The sequence below is a fragment of the Desulfatiglans parachlorophenolica genome (assembly GCF_055394735.1).
Map to the genome: position 1 here is coordinate 1,550,402 of NZ_AP042460.1, position 20,409 is coordinate 1,570,810.

At 60.5% G+C, this 20,409-nt stretch carries 22 protein-coding genes and 1 other RNA gene; 12 read left to right on the forward strand and 11 right to left on the reverse strand.

Going from position 1 to position 20,409, the window contains the following annotated elements:
• Positions 1–20: 20 nt before the first annotated feature.
• Together ffs and ACZ500_RS07335 are read right to left on the reverse strand one after the other, a co-directional pair.
• Positions 21–280, reverse strand: an RNA gene (ffs, locus tag ACZ500_RS07330) — signal recognition particle sRNA large type.
• 36 nt (positions 281–316) lie between these two features.
• Positions 317–595 (reverse strand): HU family DNA-binding protein, encoded by a 279-nt coding sequence (locus tag ACZ500_RS07335; protein ID WP_464231854.1) that lies wholly within the window; start codon positions 593–595, stop codon positions 317–319.
• A gap of 474 nt (positions 596–1,069) precedes the next feature.
• Between ACZ500_RS07335 and hisC the strand changes: the two genes are divergently transcribed.
• From hisC to sppA, 4 genes are all read left to right on the forward strand, one after another.
• A complete protein-coding gene (gene hisC / locus ACZ500_RS07340) occupies positions 1,070–2,170 on the forward strand; it encodes a histidinol-phosphate transaminase (protein WP_464231855.1) in 1,101 nt (366 codons plus the stop codon).
• 67 nt (positions 2,171–2,237) lie between these two features.
• Positions 2,238–2,840 carry a (d)CMP kinase gene (gene cmk, locus ACZ500_RS07345; protein ID WP_464231856.1) on the forward strand — a complete coding sequence of 201 codons (603 nt, stop codon included), beginning with the start codon at positions 2,238–2,240 and terminating at the stop codon, positions 2,838–2,840.
• A gap of 112 nt (positions 2,841–2,952) precedes the next feature.
• Positions 2,953–4,851, forward strand: coding sequence for a 30S ribosomal protein S1 (locus tag ACZ500_RS07350; protein ID WP_464231857.1), 1,899 nt, complete (start codon positions 2,953–2,955; stop codon positions 4,849–4,851).
• A gap of 142 nt (positions 4,852–4,993) precedes the next feature.
• Positions 4,994–5,887: a signal peptide peptidase SppA gene (gene sppA, locus ACZ500_RS07355; RefSeq protein WP_464231858.1), complete on the forward strand. Its 894-nt coding sequence runs from the start codon at positions 4,994–4,996 to the stop codon at positions 5,885–5,887.
• On the opposite strand, the gene ACZ500_RS07360 is transcribed toward sppA, so the two are convergent.
• Positions 5,871–6,494 (reverse strand): L-threonylcarbamoyladenylate synthase, encoded by a 624-nt coding sequence (locus ACZ500_RS07360; protein ID WP_464231859.1) that lies wholly within the window; start codon positions 6,492–6,494, stop codon positions 5,871–5,873. The genes sppA and ACZ500_RS07360 overlap by 17 nt on opposite strands.
• 220 nt (positions 6,495–6,714) lie before the next feature.
• Between ACZ500_RS07360 and ACZ500_RS07365 the strand changes: the two genes are divergently transcribed.
• Complete coding sequence (locus ACZ500_RS07365) at positions 6,715–7,491, forward strand: prepilin peptidase (protein WP_464231860.1); 777 nt, start codon at positions 6,715–6,717, stop codon at positions 7,489–7,491.
• A 134-nt stretch (positions 7,492–7,625) separates the two neighbouring features.
• Here ACZ500_RS07365 and ACZ500_RS07370 read toward each other — a convergent pair whose 3' ends face one another.
• The 5 genes from ACZ500_RS07370 to ACZ500_RS07390 form a co-directional block, all read right to left on the reverse strand.
• A complete protein-coding gene (locus ACZ500_RS07370; RefSeq protein WP_464231861.1) occupies positions 7,626–7,775 on the reverse strand; it encodes a hypothetical protein in 150 nt (49 codons plus the stop codon).
• Between the two features lie 17 nt (positions 7,776–7,792).
• Positions 7,793–9,043 (reverse strand): mannose-6-phosphate isomerase, class I, encoded by a 1,251-nt coding sequence (gene manA / locus ACZ500_RS07375; RefSeq protein WP_464231862.1) that lies wholly within the window; start codon positions 9,041–9,043, stop codon positions 7,793–7,795.
• Positions 9,040–9,687: an alpha/beta hydrolase gene (locus ACZ500_RS07380; protein ID WP_464231863.1), complete on the reverse strand. Its 648-nt coding sequence runs from the start codon at positions 9,685–9,687 to the stop codon at positions 9,040–9,042. The genes manA and ACZ500_RS07380 overlap by 4 nt, the downstream gene beginning before the upstream one ends.
• 125 nt (positions 9,688–9,812) lie before the next feature.
• Entirely contained in the window at positions 9,813–10,049 is a 237-nt protein-coding gene (locus ACZ500_RS07385; protein WP_464231864.1) for a fumarylacetoacetate hydrolase family protein, read from the reverse strand.
• Positions 10,046–10,438: a hypothetical protein gene (locus ACZ500_RS07390; RefSeq protein ID WP_464231865.1), complete on the reverse strand. Its 393-nt coding sequence runs from the start codon at positions 10,436–10,438 to the stop codon at positions 10,046–10,048. The genes ACZ500_RS07385 and ACZ500_RS07390 overlap by 4 nt, the downstream gene beginning before the upstream one ends.
• 353 nt (positions 10,439–10,791) lie before the next feature.
• Here ACZ500_RS07390 and ACZ500_RS07395 point away from each other — a divergent pair, with 353 nt between their 5' ends.
• The 5 genes from ACZ500_RS07395 to ACZ500_RS07415 all read left to right on the forward strand — a co-directional run bounded on the left by ACZ500_RS07395 (position 10,792) and on the right by ACZ500_RS07415 (position 13,950).
• Positions 10,792–11,436 carry a class II aldolase/adducin family protein gene (locus tag ACZ500_RS07395; protein ID WP_464231866.1) on the forward strand — a complete coding sequence of 215 codons (645 nt, stop codon included), beginning with the start codon at positions 10,792–10,794 and terminating at the stop codon, positions 11,434–11,436.
• Positions 11,437–11,940: 504 nt separating this feature from the next.
• On the forward strand, positions 11,941–12,072 hold the full coding sequence (locus tag ACZ500_RS07400; protein WP_464231867.1) for a hypothetical protein: 132 nt from the start codon (positions 11,941–11,943) through the stop codon (positions 12,070–12,072).
• 222 nt (positions 12,073–12,294) lie between these two features.
• Positions 12,295–12,795 carry a flavodoxin family protein gene (locus tag ACZ500_RS07405; protein ID WP_464231868.1) on the forward strand — a complete coding sequence of 167 codons (501 nt, stop codon included), beginning with the start codon at positions 12,295–12,297 and terminating at the stop codon, positions 12,793–12,795.
• A 202-nt stretch (positions 12,796–12,997) separates the two neighbouring features.
• The gene (locus ACZ500_RS07410; protein ID WP_464231869.1) at positions 12,998–13,417 is read left to right on the forward strand and encodes a universal stress protein; all 420 of its coding nucleotides are present in this window, start codon (positions 12,998–13,000) and stop codon (positions 13,415–13,417) included.
• Between the two features lie 98 nt (positions 13,418–13,515).
• Complete coding sequence (locus tag ACZ500_RS07415) at positions 13,516–13,950, forward strand: hypothetical protein (RefSeq protein ID WP_464231870.1); 435 nt, start codon at positions 13,516–13,518, stop codon at positions 13,948–13,950.
• Positions 13,951–13,960: 10 nt separating this feature from the next.
• Here ACZ500_RS07415 and ACZ500_RS07420 read toward each other — a convergent pair whose 3' ends face one another.
• Together ACZ500_RS07420 and ACZ500_RS07425 are read right to left on the reverse strand one after the other, a co-directional pair.
• Entirely contained in the window at positions 13,961–14,830 is an 870-nt protein-coding gene (locus tag ACZ500_RS07420) for a S1C family serine protease (RefSeq protein ID WP_464231871.1), read from the reverse strand.
• Positions 14,831–15,013: 183 nt separating this feature from the next.
• A complete protein-coding gene (locus ACZ500_RS07425; RefSeq protein ID WP_464231872.1) occupies positions 15,014–15,508 on the reverse strand; it encodes a metallophosphoesterase family protein in 495 nt (164 codons plus the stop codon).
• A gap of 83 nt (positions 15,509–15,591) precedes the next feature.
• Here ACZ500_RS07425 and ACZ500_RS07430 point away from each other — a divergent pair, with 83 nt between their 5' ends.
• Entirely contained in the window at positions 15,592–15,780 is a 189-nt protein-coding gene (locus ACZ500_RS07430; RefSeq protein WP_464231873.1) for a hypothetical protein, read from the forward strand.
• Positions 15,781–16,154: 374 nt separating this feature from the next.
• A complete protein-coding gene (locus ACZ500_RS07435; protein ID WP_464231874.1) occupies positions 16,155–18,398 on the forward strand; it encodes an aconitate hydratase in 2,244 nt (747 codons plus the stop codon).
• Between the two features lie 210 nt (positions 18,399–18,608).
• Here the strand turns inward: ACZ500_RS07435 and ACZ500_RS07440 are convergent, their stop codons facing one another.
• Positions 18,609–20,135 (reverse strand): glycosyltransferase family 2 protein, encoded by a 1,527-nt coding sequence (locus tag ACZ500_RS07440; protein ID WP_464231875.1) that lies wholly within the window; start codon positions 20,133–20,135, stop codon positions 18,609–18,611.
• Positions 20,136–20,409 lie beyond the last annotated feature (274 nt).

Below are 20,409 nucleotides of genomic sequence, written 5' to 3' on the forward strand. Positions count from 1 at the left end.
AAGGGGATTGGAGTCCTTGGCCGTGCATCTCCATTCGAAAACGTGTCGAACCGCCTCGGGATCGAGGAGATAGGAGGTAGATTCCAACACGACACAGACTATCTTACTTACCGCTGCTTCCTTCCGGACCTGACGGGGTTCATAAGCGTCTGTTACGTGAGGTCCACCTCGTCTCCAAGACGCCCTGGGGCAGATTCGCGCGCCCCCTCAGTGGAGATTTTCAACCCCGCATGAGCGGATTTCGGGTTACAGGGCACCGCTAACTCCCCGCCTAGCACGACCAAGGGCCCATATATCATTCTGGTACACCGATTCATCAAAAGAGATCCACGCGCTCCTTGAGCTCTTTACCCACCTTGAAAAAGGGCAGCTTCTTCGGAGACACCTCGATAACATCCCCCGTCTTCGGGTTTCTTCCCTTGTAGCCGTCGTAGTTCTTCACCTTGAAACTGCCAAGACCACGAATCTCCACCCGTTCCCCTCTGACGAGGGCCGTCTCCATTTCGGCGAAAATCGTATTGACCACCTCTTCGGCCTTCTTGAGCGGCAGATTCTCTTCTTTGGCAAGAGCCTCGATCAGCTGCGATTTGTTCATGGCACTCCTCTGGGGAAAATAAGGGAACGATTAAAAGCGGTTACCGAGTAGATTGGGTAAACCTAATGGATCAGCCCCCTGAAGTCAAGCCAGAAAATGGATTCCTTTTTCACCTTCATCCGAAATCGACCCCTTCCGCCCCGAAAATGTGGCGCCTCATTCCGGCAGGGATGGATCCGATTTACATTTCGGCCGCGTTGCATTATAAAGGCTCTGAGTGCAACACCCTTAAAGCATCCTCCCGATCGCTGCCCTCGTTTCCTGTCCGGAAACGACCGTCAGGCGCGGGCAGGTTTCCAATCGTCATTTCCCGATGGAAACCGCCCCTATTTTGCGGGCCCTTGCCGCCGGCAGCATGGGAACGGACAAACCGCCGCCGGTCACCCCGGCGAATCCAAGGCCGGGCATACGCCTCTCCAGGAGACCCACAGGGGTCCGAATCGGGCGCCCTGCCCGGGGAAAGAAGGATCGTTCATGAAACCGCTGACCCATAAAGGCGTCGAAAACCTGGTGCCATACCCCCCCGGAAAACCCATCGAAGAACTCGAACGGGAGTTCGGCATCTTCGGCTCGATCAAGCTCGCTTCCAACGAAAACCCGCTGGGTCCCTCCCCTATGGCCGTCAAGGCGATCGTCGAAAAGATCCCGAGCCTCCATCGCTATCCGGACGGAAGCGGCTACTACCTGAAGCGCAGGCTCGGGGAAATCCTCGGCCTGCCGATGGAACAGATCATCCTCGGCAACGGCTCCAATGAGATCATCGAACTGATCATCAGGACCTTTCTCGCGGCCGGAGATGAGGTCGTTCAGGCCTTTCCGACCTTCCTGGTCTACGAAAAGATGGTGAACGGCGCCCGCGGACAAATGATATCGGTCCCGCTCAGGGATTTCAGGATCGACCTCGACGATGTGCATGCCGCGATTACACCCCGGACCAAGATCCTCTTCATCAACAACCCCAACAACCCGACCGGGACGATCCTTTTCAAAGACGAAATGCTCCGGTTTCTGGAGGGGATTCCCCGCGACATCGTGGTCGTCCTCGACGAGGCCTATATCGAGTTCACGACCGACCCGCAAGTGGCCCGCGGAGAAGACCTCCTCGCCGTCTGCCCCCGTCTGGTGGTGCTGAGGACCTTCTCGAAGCTTTATGGCCTGGCAGGTCTTCGGATCGGGTATGGGTTTGCGGATTCGGAGCTGATCGATTACATGAACCGCGTCCGTCAGCCATTCAACGCCAATGCCCTGGCGCAGGCCGCCGCGACGGCCGCATTGGACGACCGCGATTTCGTCGCCCGCACGCTCGAGACCACCCGTACCGGACTCGCTTTTCTTTACGCGGGGCTCCGTGAAATGGGCCTCGAAGCCCTGCCGACCCAAACCAACTATTTCCTGATCCGGGTCCCCATCCCCGGCAAACAGGTCTTCGAGAGGATGTTGCGCGAAGGCGTGATCATACGCGCCATGGACAGCTACGGCCTGCCGGAGTTCATCCGCATCAACGTCGGACTTCCCCAGGAAAACGAACGGTTCCTCGAGGCCCTGAAAAAGGTGCTCGAAGGCGAAAGGCGTTAGCGCACTGAGAAAGATCGTCGCCATAGACGGGCCCGCAGGCTCGGGCAAGAGCACCATAAGCCGGGGGTTGGCCCGTGAACTCGGCATCCTCTATCTGGATACGGGGGCCATGTACCGGGCCGCGGCCCTCGCCGTGCGGCGCCGTTTCGGCGACTTCCTCCCCGAAGAACCCCGCCTCGAAGCCTTCTGCCGCAGCCTCGATCTGCGTTTTGAAAACGACACCGACCCTCCCCGCCTCCTCCTCGAGGGAGAAGACATCTCGACGGACATCCGCACCCCGGAAATGGACTTGCTTTCCTCGAATCTCTCCGCCGTTCCAGGCGTCAGAAAGGCCATGGTCTCTCTGCAGCGTGGACTCGCCGCTGTGAGCGATCTGGTTGCCGAAGGCCGGGACATGGGGACGGTGGTCTTTCCCGAAGCGCACCACAAATTTTTTCTGACGGCATCCCCGGAAACGCGCGCACGCAGACGCTGGCAGGAGCGGCTGAGCCGGGGAGAAGATGCCGCTTTCGAGACCGTACTGGCAGAGCTTCAGCAGCGGGACCGGCAGGATGAAACCCGTCCCGTCGCTCCGCTCCGGCCCGCCCCGGATGCGACGTTCATCGACACCGACCGCATGCGGGTCGAAGAGGTGCTGCAAACTCTGCTGAAAATTCTTAAAAATTATTGAATAACGATAGACTTGATGAAATAGACGGTTGATATTATTTCCCGGCTTTGTTATTAATACATATTTAAGCCAGCAATCAGGGCCAAAATGATGCAGGGGGGTAACAACTTTGATGGAAAAATCAACAACCGGCTTAACCAATAACGACACGTACGAAACCCAAACCACGGAAACATCCCTCGAGGACCGGGAAGAAGGTATGACGCAGGCTTCGGCCGCGGATGACGACCTGGGTTCGATGGACGATCTGCAGGATACCGACAACTTCATGGAGCTCTACGAGGAAAGCCTCAAGAGCATACAGGAAGGCGAAGTGGTCAAGGGCGAAATCGTCCAGATCGACAAAGAATACGTTCTGGTCGATATCGGTTACAAGTCCGAAGGTCAAATCCGGATCCAGGAGTTCATCGAGCCGGACGGCACTATGACCGCAAAGGTGGGCGACAAGGTCGACGTCCTCCTGGAAAGGCGTGAAAACGAGGACGGGACCATCATCCTTTCCAAGGAAAAGGCCGCCAAGATCAAGATCTGGGACGAGATCAAGGACATCTACGAAGGCAACGGGACCATCAAGGGAAAGATCCTCTCCCGCGTCAAAGGCGGACTCTCCGTGGACATCGGCCTTCAGGCCTTCCTCCCGGGCTCGCAGGTGGACCTCCGGCCGGTGCGCGACATGGATTCCCTCGTCGGCACCGAGCATGAGTTCAAGATCGTCAAATACAACAAGCGCCGCGGCAACATCGTCCTCTCCAGAAGGGCGATCCTCGAAGCCGATCGGGCCTCTCAGCGTGAGAAGACCCTGGCACTCCTCGAAGAAGGGGCCATCCTCGAAGGCACGGTGAAGAACATTACCGATTACGGCCTGTTCATCGACCTCGGCGGGATCGATGGCCTCGTTCACATCACCGACATGTCCTGGGGACGAGTCGGACACCCTTCGGAAATGCACCAGGTGGCTGACACGATCCGTGTCAAGGTCCTCAGCTTCGATCCTGAAAAAGAGCGTGTCTCCCTCGGCATCAAGCAGCTTACGCCGGATCCATGGACAAACGCCTCCGTGCTCTACCCGCCCGGCACCAAGATCAAAGGCAAGGTGGTCAGCCTGACCGACTACGGCGCCTTTGTGGAGGTCGAGCAGGGCGTCGAGGGGCTCATCCACGTCTCCGAGATGTCCTGGACCCGCAAGATCAGGCATCCTTCTCAGATCCTGAACATCGGCGACGAGGTGGAGGCCCTGGTGCTGAACCTCGATATCGACAAGAAACGGATCTCCCTCGGCCTGAAGCAGGTCGAACCCAACCCGTGGGATGTCATCGAGGAAAAATATCCGGTCGGAACCACGATCGAAGGACGCATCAAGAACATCACCGATTTCGGCATCTTCATCGGCATCGACGAGGGCATCGACGGCCTCGTCCACATATCGGACATCTCCTGGACCAAACGGATCAAACATCCCTCCGAGATCTACAAGAAGGGTCAGGAGGTGCAGGCCGTGGTCCTGAACATCGACAAGGAAAACGAGCGTTTCTCCCTCGGAATCAAACAGCTCGCCCGAGACCCGTGGGACGAGATCCCCATCCGCTACAAGCCCGGCACCCGCGTAACGGGGACGGTCACGAACGTCACCGATTTCGGTCTGTTCGTCGAACTCGAGGAGGGGATCGAAGGGCTCGTCCACGTCTCGGAGATCGCCAAGGACAAACGGGGCAACCCGCTCTCGCGCTTCCAGGTCGATGACGTGATCCAGGCGAAGGTGCTGAACGTCTCCCCCGAGCAGAAAAAGATCGGGCTCTCGATCCGCAAGCTGGAGGAAGGCTCGGAAAAAGACAATTATACGAGCTACCTCAACAACCGCACGGAGGCGACTTCCAACCTGGGTGAACTGCTCAAGGAAGAGATGATGAACCTTCAGCGTCAGAACGCAGCCACTGAGGACGACGACGGAGAGTTCGACGAAAGCGGCCCCGAAGAGGAAGACCCCGGCACCGACAGTTCAGACGATCGGTAGTTCAGATTCGGATCGACTGCGCACCCCTGCATCCAAGGAAGATCTGCGCCGTCGGCAGCCGTTCGCTTCATCGGAGCACCGGCCGGCTGCCGACGGCGCTTTTTGACGACAGGCCTCCATGTCTTCGAAAAAACGTTCGCTATTGCCCGTTTTTCTGATCCTGCTCTTCGCGGCCGTCTTTTTCGGCGGAATGCTGGTGCTGGTCATGCACCTGTCTGGATCTGCGCCCCGGATCGCCTTCGGTCAGAAGATCGGTGTCCTGACCCTGACCGGCCCGATCATGGACAGTCGTGATCTGATCACCGACCTCACCGGCTTCAATCGTGACAAATCCATCAAAGCCATCATTCTGCGAGTGGACTCCCCGGGCGGCTCCGTCGGACCCAGCCAGGAGATATACCGTGAGGTCAGGAGGGTCGCCGAAGGCAAGCCGATCGTTGCCTCCTTCGGGAGCGTCGCCACTTCCGGCGGCTACTACGCGGCGGCCGGCGCCACGCGCATCGTGGCGAACCCCGGCACCATCACCGGCAGCATCGGCGTCATCATGGAGTTTTTTCGCTTCAAGAACCTGCTGGACAAGATCGGCGTGGAACTCGAAGTACTCAAAACCGGCGAATTCAAGGACATCGGCTCACCGCACAGGGATCTGACGGAGCGGGACCGCGAGGTGATCGGCCATCTGATTGGGGATATCCAGGAGCAGTTTGTGACCGATGTGGCGGCAGGCAGGGGCATCGATCTCGAAACGGTCATGCAGATTGCGGACGGCCGCGTATTTTCGGGCGCCAAGGCTAAAGAATTGGGGCTGGTGGACGCACTCGGCAACTTTCAGGATGCCGTCGACCTCGCAAAGGAACTTGCCGGCATCTCCGGCGATCCCGAACTCGTTTTCCCGAAGCGGCGCGATATCGGCCTCTTCGATCTCTTGGCCGAATCGGCGGTCCAAGCCGTCACCCGCCATCTGGAAGCCGCTTCATCCCGGGTCCATTACCGCTGGCAGGGGCTCCCCGAAACAGCCCTCATTCGAAAAGACTGACATCCCCCTTCCCCACCCGGATAACCTCCGGGATATCGTCTATCAGCGAAACGACGCTCGATGGGCCCTGTGAAACCACGCCGCCGTCGATGATCGCGTCCAACTGATGCCCGAAGGCCTCTTGAATGGAAAGAGGGTCGTCATACCCCGCGCTGGTACTGATAATGGGCTTGCCCAAGGCATGCACGAGTGCGAGGCAGATATTGTTGTCCGGCACACGAATCCCGACCGTCTTGCGCTTCGTCAGCATGATCTTGGGCACCAGCCGGGTCCCTTCGAGGATGAAGGTGTAAGGGCCGGGTAGAAGACGCTTCATCGTCTTGTAGGCGTAGTTGGAAACGACCGTATAGCGGCTGATCTCGGTCAGTCCGTCGCAGACGAAAGAAAAGGGCTTCTTGAGGGGTCGGTTCTTGAGGCGGTAGATCAGCTGAATGCCCTTTTTGTTGTAAAGGTCACAGCCTATACCATAAAAGGTATCCGTGGGATACGCGATCACCCCGCCCTCCTCGAGGATCTCGCTTACGCGGTGAATGAGCCTCTGCTGCGGATTTTCGGGGTTGATCGCAAGAATCTGCGCCTTTTTCGCGGCGCCCGCTCCTCCCGTCATGGAAAGATCCTCCCTATGAAGTCCCGGGATCCGTCCTGCTTTCTGCCGCAGCCGGAACCGGAGGGGTTGGCTACCCGAGGCCTTCGGCAGACCGCAGGTTTGAGGGTTGTCATCCTCGAAGTCGAACGGTTATCATGACGGCGAGGCGCCTTCTGCAGCCCTTTGGAGGCTTGCGAAGGCAAACCGCTCAAGCAACCATCAATCGCCCGGAGTCGTCTCCATGGATGGATACTCTGTCGCCGCTGTCTTTGCGGTTCTTTTCGGTTTGGCCATCGGAAGTTTTCTGAATGTGCTCATCCATCGGCTTCCGCTTGGAAAGTCCATCGTCACGCCGCCCTCGTCCTGCCCCCATTGCGGCGCACGCCTTCGCGTCTACGACAACATACCCATCCTGAGCTATCTGATCCTGCGCGGCAAATGCCGCTCCTGCCGCTGCCCCATCAGCCCGCAGTACCCGATCGTCGAGGGCCTGACCGCCGCTCTCAGCCTCGCCCTCTTTATCAAATTCGGGCCGACATTACAATACATTCTCTTTTTTCTCTTCTGCGCGGCGCTGGAGGTCATCAGCCTGATCGATCTGCACCACCGTATCATCCCCGATGTCCTGTCCCTGCCGGGGGTGCTCTGCGGCCTCGTTGCCGCCCTGCTGCTGGGGCACATCAGCTTTATTTCTTCCCTGGTCGGGGCCATCGCCGGAGGGGGAAGCCTCCTGCTCGTCGCCTTCGTCTATGAACGGCTCACCGGCCGCACCGGGATGGGGGGCGGGGATATCAAACTCCTCGCCATGATCGGCGCCTGGCTGAGCGCCTGGTCGCTGCCCCTGGTCGTCCTCATCGCCTCGCTCGTAGGGGCTCTGACGGGCCTCGCCTTCATCCTCGCGAGCGGCGAAGGGTTCCGGACCCGGATCCCCTTCGGCCCTTTCCTTTCGCTTGCGGCGGTCATTTATCTCTTTTTCGGTCCGCTCATCACGCGCTGGTACGTGGGCCTCCTCTCCTGAGGCAAGCACCCAAGGGCCGTACAACCATCCCGGCCAGCGATGCCCGCCTCGATGCGCTGCATGGGGATTATGATCCATCCGGAAAAGGCCATCCGGCACGACAAAGTTTCCAATCCGGAAAGGAGGATTTTTCTTCACACCCTTCGGGTGCTCAGTCCCACCGCTTCGCGGCGGGTCCCTGTTTGGCTAATATCAAGAAAATCAAGCATTTGCGCGGAGGCGACCTGGAGGTCGCCGCACAAGCAAACGTGCAGATTGACGCCGAGATTGGCCAAAGAGACCATTTCCGGATGGAAACGAATTATCCTTCGAAAGGCCTGCAGGTCTGTGGGACATACGCCCTGTAAAGCGTCGCAGGCCCCTGGATGATATAGGAAGGCACGGCAGCCGCCACGACAGCGGATGAGCCTTTTCGCAGGGTGAGCGCTTCGCCCGTCCCGGCATCCCTGAGCAGGGCCTCGCCTTCGATGCAAAGCAGGATCTCCACGCTGCGGTTCAACTCCGCCACGTAGCTGTCCCCCTCCCCGAGCGCGATTCGCGACAGCCCGAACTCCTCCACCGGGACGTCAAAAACACGTTCGAAAGCGCGGGCAGGAACCGGCCGAAGGACCTCCGCCGGCCGGGCCTCAAAACGTGCGATCTCCAAAAGGCCGTCAAGATCCACCCGCTTCCGGGTCAATCCGGCTCGGAGCACGTTGTCGGAGTTCGCCATGATCTCGAGCCCCAATCCGCCGAGATAGGTGTGGAGTTCACCCGGCGCAACGAAGAGGGCCTCTCCCGGATCGAGCCGCACGAGGTTCATGAAGAGCGGCGCCAACACGCCCATGTCGGCCGGATGACGCTCCCCCAAACGAAGCACCCATGCGAATGCCGGATGGCTTCCCGCCAGCAGGCGGGCCTGTGCCATCGCCTTTTGCAGGCAGCGTTCACGCGCAGCAGCCGGCAGTTCGAAGAGCCTTCGAAAGATCCGCCTGAGCGCATCCTCCCCCACGCGGTTGGACGCGCCCTCCAGTCCGCCCGGGTCGAACGCGACTGCCGCACCCTCGAGGAGTTCGCACATCTCGACCGGCTGTCTGAACCCCTTCAGCGCCTCGAAAGGCGTCAGCGCCACCAGCAGTTCGGGTTTATGGTGCGGGTCCCGGAAATTTCTGTCCAGACCGTCAATCGGGATATCCTCTCGATTCTCCCGCTCGAATCCCTCCAACGCCTGCCGCCGGTCAGGATGGACCTGGATGGAGAGCGGTGCATCCGCCGCAAGGATCTTGAAAAGAAACGGCAGTTCGGGCCCGAACCGGCGCCCCACCGGCAGGCCCAGGACCTCGTCGGGGTGTTGTGCGATCCATCGATCCAGCAGGAGCCTCTCGCCATTCCGAACCAGACAGGAAGGGGCCTTGAGATGCGCCCCCATCCAGAGTTCAGCCCATGGTTCGGCGGCGGGTTCGGCAGCCCCCATCAGCCGCGGAATGGCCGTCCGGGATCCCCAGGCGTAATGCATCACACGGTTTTCCATCAAACCGAGGCCGGGGAAGACCCTCTCGTCATCCCCGCTCACCGTTCCCCTCCTGCGGCCGGTCCTGCGCTTTCCCACCCGCGCACACATTCCTCCACGACGGCCTGAAGCTCCTGGACCTTCCCCCCATAGAAATGGTCCGCACCGGCGATCACCTTCAGGACGGCCTCCGGGTTCCACTGCGGGACCAGCCGCTCCAGCAGGTCCGCGGGGGCGATCTCATCGCTCTTTCCGGTGATCACAAGGCGAAGCTGCGGCAGTCTTTTCAGGCCGCCGAAATCCATGAAGGCCGCCGGGGGGGACACCAGCACGACATCCCGGGCCTCCGGCAGCCGCTCCAAGGCATGGGCGATCACCCAGGCCCCGAAGGAATACCCTGCCAGGTCCACGCGGGTCTTTCCCTCGCCCACCAGAAGATCGTGCGCTGCGCGCAGATCGGCCTGTTCGGCCTCCCCCCCGCCGTACACCCCCTGGCTCGAACCGACGCCCCTGAAGTTGAAACGAAGCGTCGTGAAGCCGAGCCGCCGGTAGGCGCGTGCAAGCGCCACCACGACGGGGTTGTGCATATCCCCGCCGTAAAGCGGATGCGGATGGGTTATAACCGCGCCGCACGCCCCAGGCTGCCGGCTGATAAGCCCCTCCAGGGTCAATCCTTCGTTTTCGAAAAAGACCTTTTCTTCGCTCAAATCGCCATCATCTCCTTGCCGCCGCGCTCCCCTGCTCCATCCTGCCCGCACTGCGTTTCATCCGCTTTTCAGAGGCCCCACCGCAGCCTCCACCTCGGAGGATTCGCCATCCGGCCCGCAGGCGCTCAGACCGTACGGAACCGGTTGGTGAGCGTCCCGATGCCTTCGATGGTGACCGAGACCTCGTCCCCCGACCGAAGATAGACGGGAGGGTTGCGGAAAGCGCCGACACCGCTCGGTGTCCCCGTAAGGATCACATCTCCCGGCTGAAGCGTGAAGTGACGCGACAAAAAGGAGACCGGTTCCTCCCCGACCAGACCGATGCGCACTTCACCCGCCTCAAAATACTGAGCCACCCTCATGCCGAAAAATCCCCATGCGGAGCAGTCCCCTCCGCTCCGGCTTCATCGGCCAGGGACAAATGAACATACCGCTCCCCTTCTTTCAGCAGATAAAAGCGCCCCATCGCCTCGAAATGCGAGGCATAGGAAAAAACGCCTTCCGCATCCTGGGCCTCGGAGAGCTTCTCGAGGAGCGCCGATAGGATCGTCCCCATCAACTCAAAATCCTCCAGGACCAGCCGGGAAGGGATCATGATCTCCTTTTCAGCGAAGTGCGCCTCGATCCCCGCCGTGACAAAGGCCCCCTCCTCCGCCGCATAGCGGATCTCGACCACCTGGCCGGGCCTCTTTCTGTTCTCAATGGATGCGATCGTCGTTGCAGCCGGATCCAAAGGCTTGTCGTCATTCACGATGATGTCTCTCCCTCTCCGCTCCCACAGACCCACGAGAGCCTTTCTGCCATTCGATGGCACACCACACCCGCCGCCGATCGATCCGATCCGCCGCTCGACCGGATGACACCCCCGCCCCGGAAATCTTCCTGCGGGGCACTATTCCACAGGACCCCCGGACCGTCAAGGCGAAAAGGCCCTTGCCATGCAGGCGCGCCCGGGCTTATGATGCCCTCGGCTTTAAGGTCCGGACGGCCGCTCCCCCGAACAACAGCGCAATTTTTCCGGGAACGCCGCCCGCCCCGCCCTTCACCCATGGGGCAATACCGGCCCGAAACCGCCCAATCACCCGTTTTGGAGGAGGGAGCACAGTGACCCCAAAAGAAGAGACGTCCAAACCGCCGTCTCCCGCGTCGAAAAAGACCTTTTGCAGGCAATGTCGCCTGATGTACGACCGGCGGCTCGTCTGCGGCTCCGGCGGCAATCTGGCCGTCCGCAAGGGCGCCTGCATACTCCTTTCGCCGACCGGACACTCCCTGCGCGCATTGCAGCCCGAGCAGGTGGCGGTGACGGACGACGAAGGCCGCGTCATCGGAGGCTTACGGCCCACGCGGGAGGCCGGCATGCACTTGGCCGTTCTGCGGGCAAGACCCGACGTCCTGGCCGTCTGCCACACCCACGGCGCAGCACTCATCGCGGTCGCAAGCATTCTTTCACCCGGTGAACAGTCCCTACCGCCCATTACCCCGGGGTTTACCCTCTGCGCGCACCCCCTTCCGCTGATCCCCTACCTGACGCCCGGCTCGAACGAACTGTCGGCGGCGGTCGCCGATATCCTGGGGGGCGCCGGCCGGCAGGCCGTCCTGCTTCAAAACCACGGCCTGGTGACCGTGGGCCGCGATTTCGACGAGGCCTTCAACATCGCCGAAGAGGTGGAGGAGGCCGCCCACGCTTACCTGCTGGCTGGAGGCAACGCCCGCTTTCTTACGTCCGCCGACCTCGACCGGCTGAGGTGACCTTCCGTGAGGTGCCTACGGCACCCGTATACCGGGGGGCTCACGTGCTGCAACCACCCTGCGGATAGCTTGCGTGCGCCGCCGCTATCCGCGCCAGGAATCGCCGCCACCAGCTCTGTTTTTTTTTCGACGCTTTCTCCTTCTTCACATCCGACTCCTTCCCTAAGCGGGGACGCCATTTCCCTGTTGACAGGCGCTTTTCCCGCCACGCATCGACTCACCGAAACAAGTAAGCCCCGGAGCTTACCCGCAACATTCCCTTTCTTTGCCCCGGGAAATATCCGCCCGCCGAGCCTCCACCGCCTGGTTTCCATCCGTAAATGGCCTGTTTGGCCGATCTCGGCGTCAATCCGCCCGTCTGTACACGCACCGGCCTGCAGGTCGCCTTCGCAGACGGCATGAAAAACCTTCGGCCACCGATTAGGATTTTAGCACAGATACCTCGTCCCGGCGCCAAAGATCTTGCAATCGGCATCGAAATTATATACATAGATCCATCCGGAAATGGTCTTTTTTGCCAATCTCGGCGTCGATCTGCACCTTTGCTTGTGCGGCGATCACCAAGGCGCCTCCGCGCAAATGCTTGATTTCCTTGATATTGGCAGACCGGGACCCGCCGCGAAGCGGTGGGACTGAGCGGCGAAGCCGGTGGAAAAACCGAGAAAGGGGCCTCCATCTTCTCGCTTCCAACCCAGGGCACGCCCAAGGTGCGTTTCCGAATGCCCACTCAAAGCCCAACCGTTCGCGCACGCTCGGTGCCCGGCATACTTCCCGGTCAGAAGCGTCTGGAGCGGACGGCCGCGTCGACGAGGCCCGCGATATTTCCGGCATATCGTATGATTCCAACAGGAGGGAAAAATGAAGGTACTGGTTGCATTTCTGTCTGATACGGGGAACACGGCAAAGCTGGCCAACGGCATTTTCGAGGGCATAGAGGAGGCGGAGAAACATCTTCTGCCCATCCAGGAAGTGAAAAACGTAGCCGACTACGATTTGATCTTTTGCGGTTTTCCTGTTCACGCCCACAGTGTCCCAGGCAAAGTGGAAGCCTTCGTCAAGACGATCCCTGAAGGCAAGAAGACCGCTTTTTTCGCCACTCATGGCTCCCTGCGGGGGGGTGAATTGGCCATCACCGCCTTCTATCATGCCCTGACCATTGGCTCGAAACTCAAGATCCTGGGCACCTTCGGAACGCGCGGTCAGGTCAAACCCGCCCTGATCGACGCCCTGATGCAGAAACCCGAAAACAAGGCATGGGCTGAAGAGGCGCAGAGTGCAGCCGGTCATCCTGACAAGGCCGACATCGATGACGCTAAACAGTTCGCCCAAACGATGGTCTTGCGGGCTCGTGCCCGCTGAGGCGCCTTTTCGTCCAGAAAAGCCCGCTCGGACCCCTTTCTTCAACTCTCGACCAAGATCCCGCTCAAACCGGAGGCCCGGGAGTTTTCCCTCGACGAGGCCGTCCGCACCCAGGTTGAACGGAAGGAACGTAAAATCCGCGGGGCCAAACTCCTGAGGTTTACGTAAAACCGCAGAATCGATTCAATGGAGGTTGATCGAGATGTTCCGAAACATTCTGGTTCCGTCCGACTTCACGGAAAAAAGCCTGCACGCATCCATGATCGCGATGCAGATGGCCAAGCTGCAGAATGCCCAAGTCACCCTGTTGCACATCATCGAGACGATCGAAGGGGCCGATTACAGCGAATTCAGTGATTTCTACGAAAAACTTCGCAAGCGCGCCGTCAAGAAGATGCAAAAGCTCGTCGAATCGCTCGGACCGGAGGCCGCCACCATAGAAACCGCCATCGCGTTCGGCAAGCGGGTGCCCGAAATCATCCGCTTCGTCAATGAGCATCATGTCGACCTGATCGTCCTCGGCTCCCACAGGATCGATCCGGAAAAGGCCCCCGAGGGCCTGGGCACCATCAGCTACAAGGTGGGCATTCTTTCTCCCTGCCCCGTGCTGATGGTAAAGTAGGCGCTTTTCCCTCCGGAAACGCGCCCCTGTCTGATAACCGCTTCAGGATGGACAGCAGACCATGACGAGGGTTGAGCCGATCAGGGGGTGATCGTCTTATGCCAGGCACCAAAGCGGTGCATCGGCTGAGGGGCGAAAGCCCGTTGGAGGAGCATCGGGCCCAGAGAAGGTGGATCATGAAAGAGATGAGCATCAGACTGAGCGATCTGTGGCGCGCCACGCTCGCTGATTACACCGGAAACGAAGGATATATCGGCATCGACCCGGAGGGCGTGCGCTACCACATCATCGTGCCGGTCGATCGGCAGATCGCGCGCAGTGTCCGGGCAGGCATCCCGCCCGAAGACGGGACCCCTTTCGGCGGCTACGCCGGCTGGCGCTATTTCGGCTGTCTTCCCTACGAAGCTGACAAAGCCGACCACGGAGAAGACCGGCAGGCCCGCGCGCAACGCACGCGCGAAAACGGATGGCTGCTTCAGAAATGGGGCGCCGGCCTCGGGCTGGAGATCCGGTTTCTGGAGGATCTTCCGTAACCCCCTCCCCTCAGGGTTTCTGCTTCATGGCGGTCTTCGAACGCGCTTTTTTGTCCCCGCCGGTTGTCGCCCACGGTTGCGCCCCCATCACGACCTCTTTTGAGACCAATCTGCCTCCGCGCCAGAGGACCACGGTTACCTTCTTGCCCGGAGTCGCGCAAGCCAGCAGGTCGGGCATTACGTGGCAATTGGATATCGGGGTGCCATCGAAATCCACGATGACATCATCCTGCTGAAATCCGGCCTTTTCGGCCGGGCCTCCGGCAAAGATGCTGGCGACGAGCACCCCACCGGGTCCGGGCATCCCGAATGCCTTCGCGAGATCGAGGGTCACCATCTTCAAGGTGACGCCCAGCCAGCCCGGGTGCTCCGGCGCTGCTTTCTTTTGCGTGTGAGCCGGGTTCAGGCGATCGTGGGCTACCCTGAAGGCCGCAACGACTTCGCGGCCGATCTCGGCCTCATCCGAAGCCGCCTTCTCCGGGTAGATACCGGCCTGTCTCCCGGGGCCGGCTGCGGATGCCCCGCCGGCCCTTTTTTCGGCACAGGCATCTGCGGAACCCGCATAGATGAAGGCCTTCGCCTGCGGTGCCGCCTCCGCGGCCGCATCCAGGGCCTCGGCCCAGACAAACCCGCCTGCGACCTGCGTAACCTTCCAGGTTCCGAGGAGCGCTGTTTTCCCGTCCGAATCCTCCTGCCCCAGATCGACGAAGTCCCCCGCCTCCGGTGTCTCAACTGCATCGAAGCGTATTTTGACCTTCGTTCCGTCCGTCTCCTCGACAACCCCTTCAATGACTCCTGCCCCAGATGCGCCTGCACAGAGCAGGGTGAACACCCCCATCACAAGCACCATCACCAGCACGTGAGCCGACCGATTGACCATGGGTTGAACCTCCGAAATGGATGCCGTCGAATCGCCTTTGCTATACAAGCTTCTGCCGCGGACCAGGACAACCGAACGGCAGCGGGCGCAGGATCGCCTCTTAAGGCATCCTATTAACACATCTTTTCCCGAATGGCAATATTCTTCCTATTCCCAACGACACACCCCTCTGCCGACCCCTTTTCATCCTCCGAGGAAAATGAGTTCGGGGTCCAGCCGTTCGGAGCGGATGGTCACATTTGCCATCGCCACGGGCAGAAGGAAACGGCGCGGCCCGATGCTGCCCGGATCGAGGTAGAGAACGCCGTCCGCGATCTGAATCGAAGGTCTGTGAGAGTGGCCGCTGATGACCACCGCCACGCCCGCAGCCCGCGGGTCGAGATCCATTTCGAGGATGTCGTGGACCACGTAAAACGTGCGACCGCCAAACTCGAAGATCTCGTACCGGGGCAAGTCCGCCGCCCAAGGTCCGCGGTCCGTGTTGCCCCTCACCGCCCTGACCGGCGCGATCCGGCGCAGGTGCTCCAGGATAGCCGGATTGCCAACATCGCCGGCATGCACGATCAGATCGACCCCCTCGAGGCGCTCTACGGCCTCGGGACGCAACAGTCCATGGGTGTCCGAAACGACACCTACAACCGCCGATGGCCTTTCATCCTGCATCGATTTCCACACCATCCATCACCGATCAGATCGGACGGGGACCAGCCGTTGGAGCCCGGTGATCCAGCCGTGCAGCACCAGCTTGTTTCCATCCGGAAATGGTCTTTTTGGCCAATCTCGGCGTCAATCTGCACGTTTGCTTGTGCGGCGACCTACAGGTCGCCTCCGCGCAAACGCTTGATTTCCTTGATATTGGCCAAACCGGGACCCGCCGCGCAGCGGTGGGACTGAGCGGCGAAGCGGTGAAGAAAAATCCTCATTTCCGGATTGGAAACTGGGTTCTATAAGAAAATCATTTCCGGATGGACACCAGCTTACCCAAACGAGCCCGAATCTTCAAGTTTTAAGGGCCTCCTGCCCCATCCCGGGCATCCGCTCGCCGAAAATTCCACTCTCTCCGCGCTCGAGACTTGCCAACCCCCTATTTTCGACTATTATAGAAAGGAGGAGTTCCGCTTTACCCTTCAGAGTCGAAGCAACTGAGGGCAAAGCATTCCGCCCCGGCGAGGTCGCGTATCGGCACAACCCTCCGGATCCCTTTCCGGGTCCGCCGGCCGCCCCCACAGTGCAAACGTCCTCGGGCGGCAGCCGGGATGCTGGAAATTTTCTTTGACTTCAATCCATTCGATTCCCTGGCGGGCATCGATCAAGGTACCGATTTATGATCTTCCGATTCGACGCGAGCGAAGCACAAGCCATCCTCGACACGAAGCGCCGCATGCTGGGGCGGGGCCTTTCCTACGCGGAAAAGATCCTTTTCCTCCACGAAGGAGAAGGCTCCTACGCAAAACGCCTCAACCCCGGAAAAGATCCCATCGATCTCTACCCGGATCGCGTGGCGCTCCAGGATGCAACGGCCCAGATGGCCATGCTCCAGTTCATGCAGTCTCAGGCCGAAAAGATCCGGGTCCCCGCCACCATCCATTGCGACCATCTTTTGAGGGCCTCCCGCGGCGCGGAACCCGACCTGGCCGAAGGCTGCGAAGCCAACCGGGAGGTCTACGATTTTCTCTCATCGGCGGCGGAGCGCTACGGTCTTGGGTTCTGGGGACCCGGGTCGGGCATCATCCATCAGGTGGTCTTCGAGAACTACGCCTTTCCAGGCGGACTGATGCTGGGGACCGATTCGCATACCCCCAATGCCGGAGGGCTAGGGATGCTGGCGATCGGCGTCGGAGGAGCGGATGCCGCGGAGGCTATGCTCGGCCTCCCTTGGGAAACGCCATACCCGCTGATCGTCGGGGTGCATCTCACGGGCCGCTTGACCGGCTGGGCATCCGCCAAGGACGTGATCCTCGAGATGCTGCGGCGCTTTACCGTCAAGGGCGGCACAGGGAAGATCTTCGAGTACTTCGGTGATGGAGCACAATCCCTTTCGGCGACCGAGAAGGCCACCATCACCAACATGGGGGCGGAACTCGGCGCCACCTCCTCGGTTTTCGTCTACGACGAGGGCATGGACGCCTACCTGCGCAGCGTAGGACGCGCCGGGGATGCCGACAAAGTCGAGGCCATGTCCGAAATCCTCTCACAAGACAAGCGCTGCACCGACGAGCCTGAGAGCGTGTTTGCCGAAGTGGTGGAGATCGACCTCCAGTCCGTCAGGCCCGCCCATGCGGGGCCTTTCAGCCCCGACAGCGTGACGGATGTCGCCGATTTCAGGCGCAAGGCGCAGGAGGAAGGGTGGCCCCAAACCGTCTCGGCGGTTCTTCTGGGCTCCTGCACCAATTCGTCTTATTCCGATCTCCATGCGGCCGCCGACATCCTCGAGCAGGCGGCCCGCCAAGGCCTCGAGCCCAAGGTCCCCTTTCTCCTTTCGCCGGGATCCATTCAGATCTTCGAGACCATCCGGCGCGATCATCTTCTCGAAATTTTCCTGAAAGCGGGGGTAACGATCCTGGCCTCATCCTGCGGCCCCTGCATCGGCCAATGGGAAAGAAAAGACGTTCCAAAGGGGATGCCCAACGTCATCTTCACCACCTTCAACCGCAATTTCCGGGGACGAAACGACGCGAACCCGGAGACGAGGGCCTTTCTCACATCGCCGGCCATGGCAGCGGCGCTCGCGATCGCCGGAGACGTGGGCTTCGACCCTGAGCGTGACACCCTGCACTCCAGCGCAGGCGAGCCGTTCAAACTGGTCCCCCCCAAGCCGCCTGCCCTCCCCCCGGACGGCCTTGTTTCCACCAAGGAGGGGTTTCGCCCCCCGAAGGAAGACGCCCGCCGCACCGAGGTCATCATCCCCCCCGAATCGGAGCGTCTGGAACGACTGAAGCCCTTCGACCCCTGGGACGGCAAGGACTTCATCGAACTCCCGATCCTCGTCAAGACTGCAGGGAAGACCACCACAGACCACATCTCCCCGGGAGGAAGATGGCTGGCCTACAGGGGGCACTTGAGCAATATCTCGAAGAACCTGCTGGAAGGCGCACTCAACGCCTTCACTCGGGAAACGGGGCACGGCACCAACGTCCTGACCGGCGCCCGCGGGATCCCCTTCCCTGACCTCGCCCGGTCCTACAAGGAAGAGTCCGGCGGCTTCGTCATCATCGGTGACTGGAATTACGGCGAAGGATCCAGCCGTGAGCATGCGGCTATGACTCCGCGGTTTCTCGGCGCGAAGGCTGTCATTGCGCGCTCCTTTGCCCGCATCCATGAGGCGAACCTCAAAAAACAGGGCATCCTGCCCCTCACCTTCTCCGAGCCGTCCGATTACGACCGGATCGAAGCGTTCGATCGCCTCAGTATTCTGGACCTGGACAAGCTTGCACCCGGGAAGCCGGTCATGGTCAAGATATCGCGCGAAGGCAGCGATTCCTTCGAGATCCGCCTTGACCATAGCCTGAACGAGAAGCAGATCGCCTGGTTCAGGGCCGGCTCGGCCCTGCGCGGAGCGGTGTCCTGAATCGGCTTCCGCAGGCTGCCATCGATGTACCCGCCACCTGTTGGCGGACACTCCCGGAGCGAGCACAAAAGACTTTTCCTGCCAAAGGAGGAGGGATCGAGCAGGGCTCCGCCTGAGTGAGACGGCCTCTTCCGAGTTCGAACAACGAGAAAGATCCAGCAGGAGGTTGGGACGGCGGTTTGCACCGCCGTCCTTTCCGCACCTCCGCTATCAAAGGCGGGGTTCGGCCTGAGGTGAGAAATGGCCGGTCGTTGCACAGGCTGGGCGAATGACACCACGGTTGGCGGTCACCGGAGGCCGGGCCGGGGCCTGCTTGAGCTGACGGGTCAGCCAACCGGACTTCTGGGGGGTCAAGAGGGCGTAAGGCGTAATCCAGGATAAGGCCACAAACCAGAAGACCCCGTAAACATAACCCCATAGACCGTCCATGCTGCGCTGACGCCAGCAGTAGAGCCCCGCCGGCAAGCTGGTACCCACGACGATCCCGCAGAGGATCTGAAGACCGTAAAGGGACGGGAGGGTAATCAGGTGCGCGAAGGTCACGGCCCAAAAGACCGGCCCGAGGCACATCCCCATCCAGCCGGCCAGCAGGTTGATGCGGGCCCCCAGCATGGAACCCTTCCGGAAACGCCTGAAGGCAAAGCGGCTCATGACGAGCGTCTCACGGATATTGCTCCGTGCCCAGCGCAGGAACATCTTGCACAGGTTCTTGTACCGGACGGGCACCTGGGTATAGACATAGGCGTCCTGCTGGAAGTGGACGTGGTAGCCCGCCTTGAGGATCAGGTTGGTCATGGCCCTGTCCTCGCCGATGTTGGCCGGTCTGCCCATAAACGTCTGCGCCGCCCATTCGTCCATAATGCCGTCGACGATGTGGCGTCTATAGGCCGACAGGGCCCCGGGCGTGCACATTACGGTGTTGACCATACTCTGCCCGGCCCGGATGAAATCGAAGCTGTAAAGGAACGTCACATCCAGCATCCTGGGGAGGAGACCCTCCCGGCGGTTCAGAACGCGCACATTGCCCGCAACGGCGCCGACCTGCTCGTTTGCGACGAACGGGCTCACCAGCTTCCGGAGGGTATCGCGGTCCACCTCTGAATCGCTGTCCACCGTGACCAGGACGTCACCTTCGCTGCGCTTGAAGCCGGCATGGAGCGCATGGCGTTTCCCCTGGTTTTTCGGCAGCCGGATCGAGAGTACGCGGCCCTTCAGCTCTCTTTTCGCCCGCATGATCCAGGTCCATGTATCGTCTACACTGCCGTCATCCACCGCGATGAGCTGCAGTTTCTCTCTTGGATAATCGCTGCGGGCGAGGCTCAGAAGCGTCCCCATCACCTGCCTGCCCTCGTTATAGGCCGGAACGATCACCGTACAGTGCGGCAGAAGCTCGTCCGCACACGCCTCAACCGGCCGATACCGACGGAAGAGCACGATTCGCCAGACCAGAATGGACCCATTGATCAGCACAAAAAAAAGACCCGAAAAGAAACATACTTCGCCCCAAAGATTCTGGCGCAGTTTGTCCCTGGCGAGGTCGATCTCTTCGGCATAATGGAGGCCGGCGGCAACGACGGCTGCAATACTCGACAGTATGAGCAGCAGGCCCAGATACGCTGCCAGAGGATGAATCGTCCTCTCAAACAGCCGGCCGCCCTGCAGGAGCCCACTCGATTGAAATTTTGAGCCTTCGGAGTACGCGGTTAATGCCGAATGAGGCAAGAACCTCTTTGCCATTCTCATGGATAGATTCCTCGTAATAGTCTTTGATCAGCATGGTCCACCTCCTGCCAAGCTCTGAAGATTTGGAGCATGGTCGAACTCGGTGTGACTCGCCCCTTTCAGGATCGCGTGCTCAAGCGGCCGCCGGGAAGCCTCACGGCGGGGCTCCATATCACGGTCTCCCCTTACAAAACAGCGGGCTCACTCCGCACCCCCGGAGAGGCCCGAAACCAGCCCGCTGTATTAAATGTGCCAATCTAAGGCTGTCTCAATCCGATGTCAACAAAAA

Coding starts and splice junctions, on each gene's coding strand:
- ACZ500_RS07415 (WP_464231870.1), top strand. CDS start 13,516: ATGCCAGGCACCAAAGCGGTGCATCGGCTGAGGGGCGAAAGCCCGTTG.
- ACZ500_RS07420 (WP_464231871.1), bottom strand. CDS start 14,830: ATGGTCAATCGGTCGGCTCACGTGCTGGTGATGGTGCTTGTGATGGGG.
- ACZ500_RS07440 (WP_464231875.1), bottom strand. CDS start 20,135: ATGGCAAAGAGGTTCTTGCCTCATTCGGCATTAACCGCGTACTCCGAA.
- ACZ500_RS07360 (WP_464231859.1), bottom strand. CDS start 6,494: ATGACGGGAGGAGCGGGCGCCGCGAAAAAGGCGCAGATTCTTGCGATC.
- ACZ500_RS07425 (WP_464231872.1), bottom strand. CDS start 15,508: ATGGTGTGGAAATCGATGCAGGATGAAAGGCCATCGGCGGTTGTAGGT.
- ACZ500_RS07335 (WP_464231854.1), bottom strand. CDS start 595: ATGAACAAATCGCAGCTGATCGAGGCTCTTGCCAAAGAAGAGAATCTG.
- ACZ500_RS07365 (WP_464231860.1), top strand. CDS start 6,715: ATGGATGGATACTCTGTCGCCGCTGTCTTTGCGGTTCTTTTCGGTTTG.
- ACZ500_RS07350 (WP_464231857.1), top strand. CDS start 2,953: ATGGAAAAATCAACAACCGGCTTAACCAATAACGACACGTACGAAACC.
- ACZ500_RS07370 (WP_464231861.1), bottom strand. CDS start 7,775: ATGGTCTCTTTGGCCAATCTCGGCGTCAATCTGCACGTTTGCTTGTGC.
- ACZ500_RS07410 (WP_464231869.1), top strand. CDS start 12,998: ATGTTCCGAAACATTCTGGTTCCGTCCGACTTCACGGAAAAAAGCCTG.
- ACZ500_RS07430 (WP_464231873.1), top strand. CDS start 15,592: ATGGTCTTTTTGGCCAATCTCGGCGTCAATCTGCACGTTTGCTTGTGC.
- hisC (WP_464231855.1), top strand. CDS start 1,070: ATGAAACCGCTGACCCATAAAGGCGTCGAAAACCTGGTGCCATACCCC.
- ACZ500_RS07435 (WP_464231874.1), top strand. CDS start 16,155: ATGATCTTCCGATTCGACGCGAGCGAAGCACAAGCCATCCTCGACACG.
- ACZ500_RS07400 (WP_464231867.1), top strand. CDS start 11,941: ATGGTCTTTTTTGCCAATCTCGGCGTCGATCTGCACCTTTGCTTGTGC.
- ACZ500_RS07385 (WP_464231864.1), bottom strand. CDS start 10,049: ATGAGGGTGGCTCAGTATTTTGAGGCGGGTGAAGTGCGCATCGGTCTG.
- ACZ500_RS07405 (WP_464231868.1), top strand. CDS start 12,295: ATGAAGGTACTGGTTGCATTTCTGTCTGATACGGGGAACACGGCAAAG.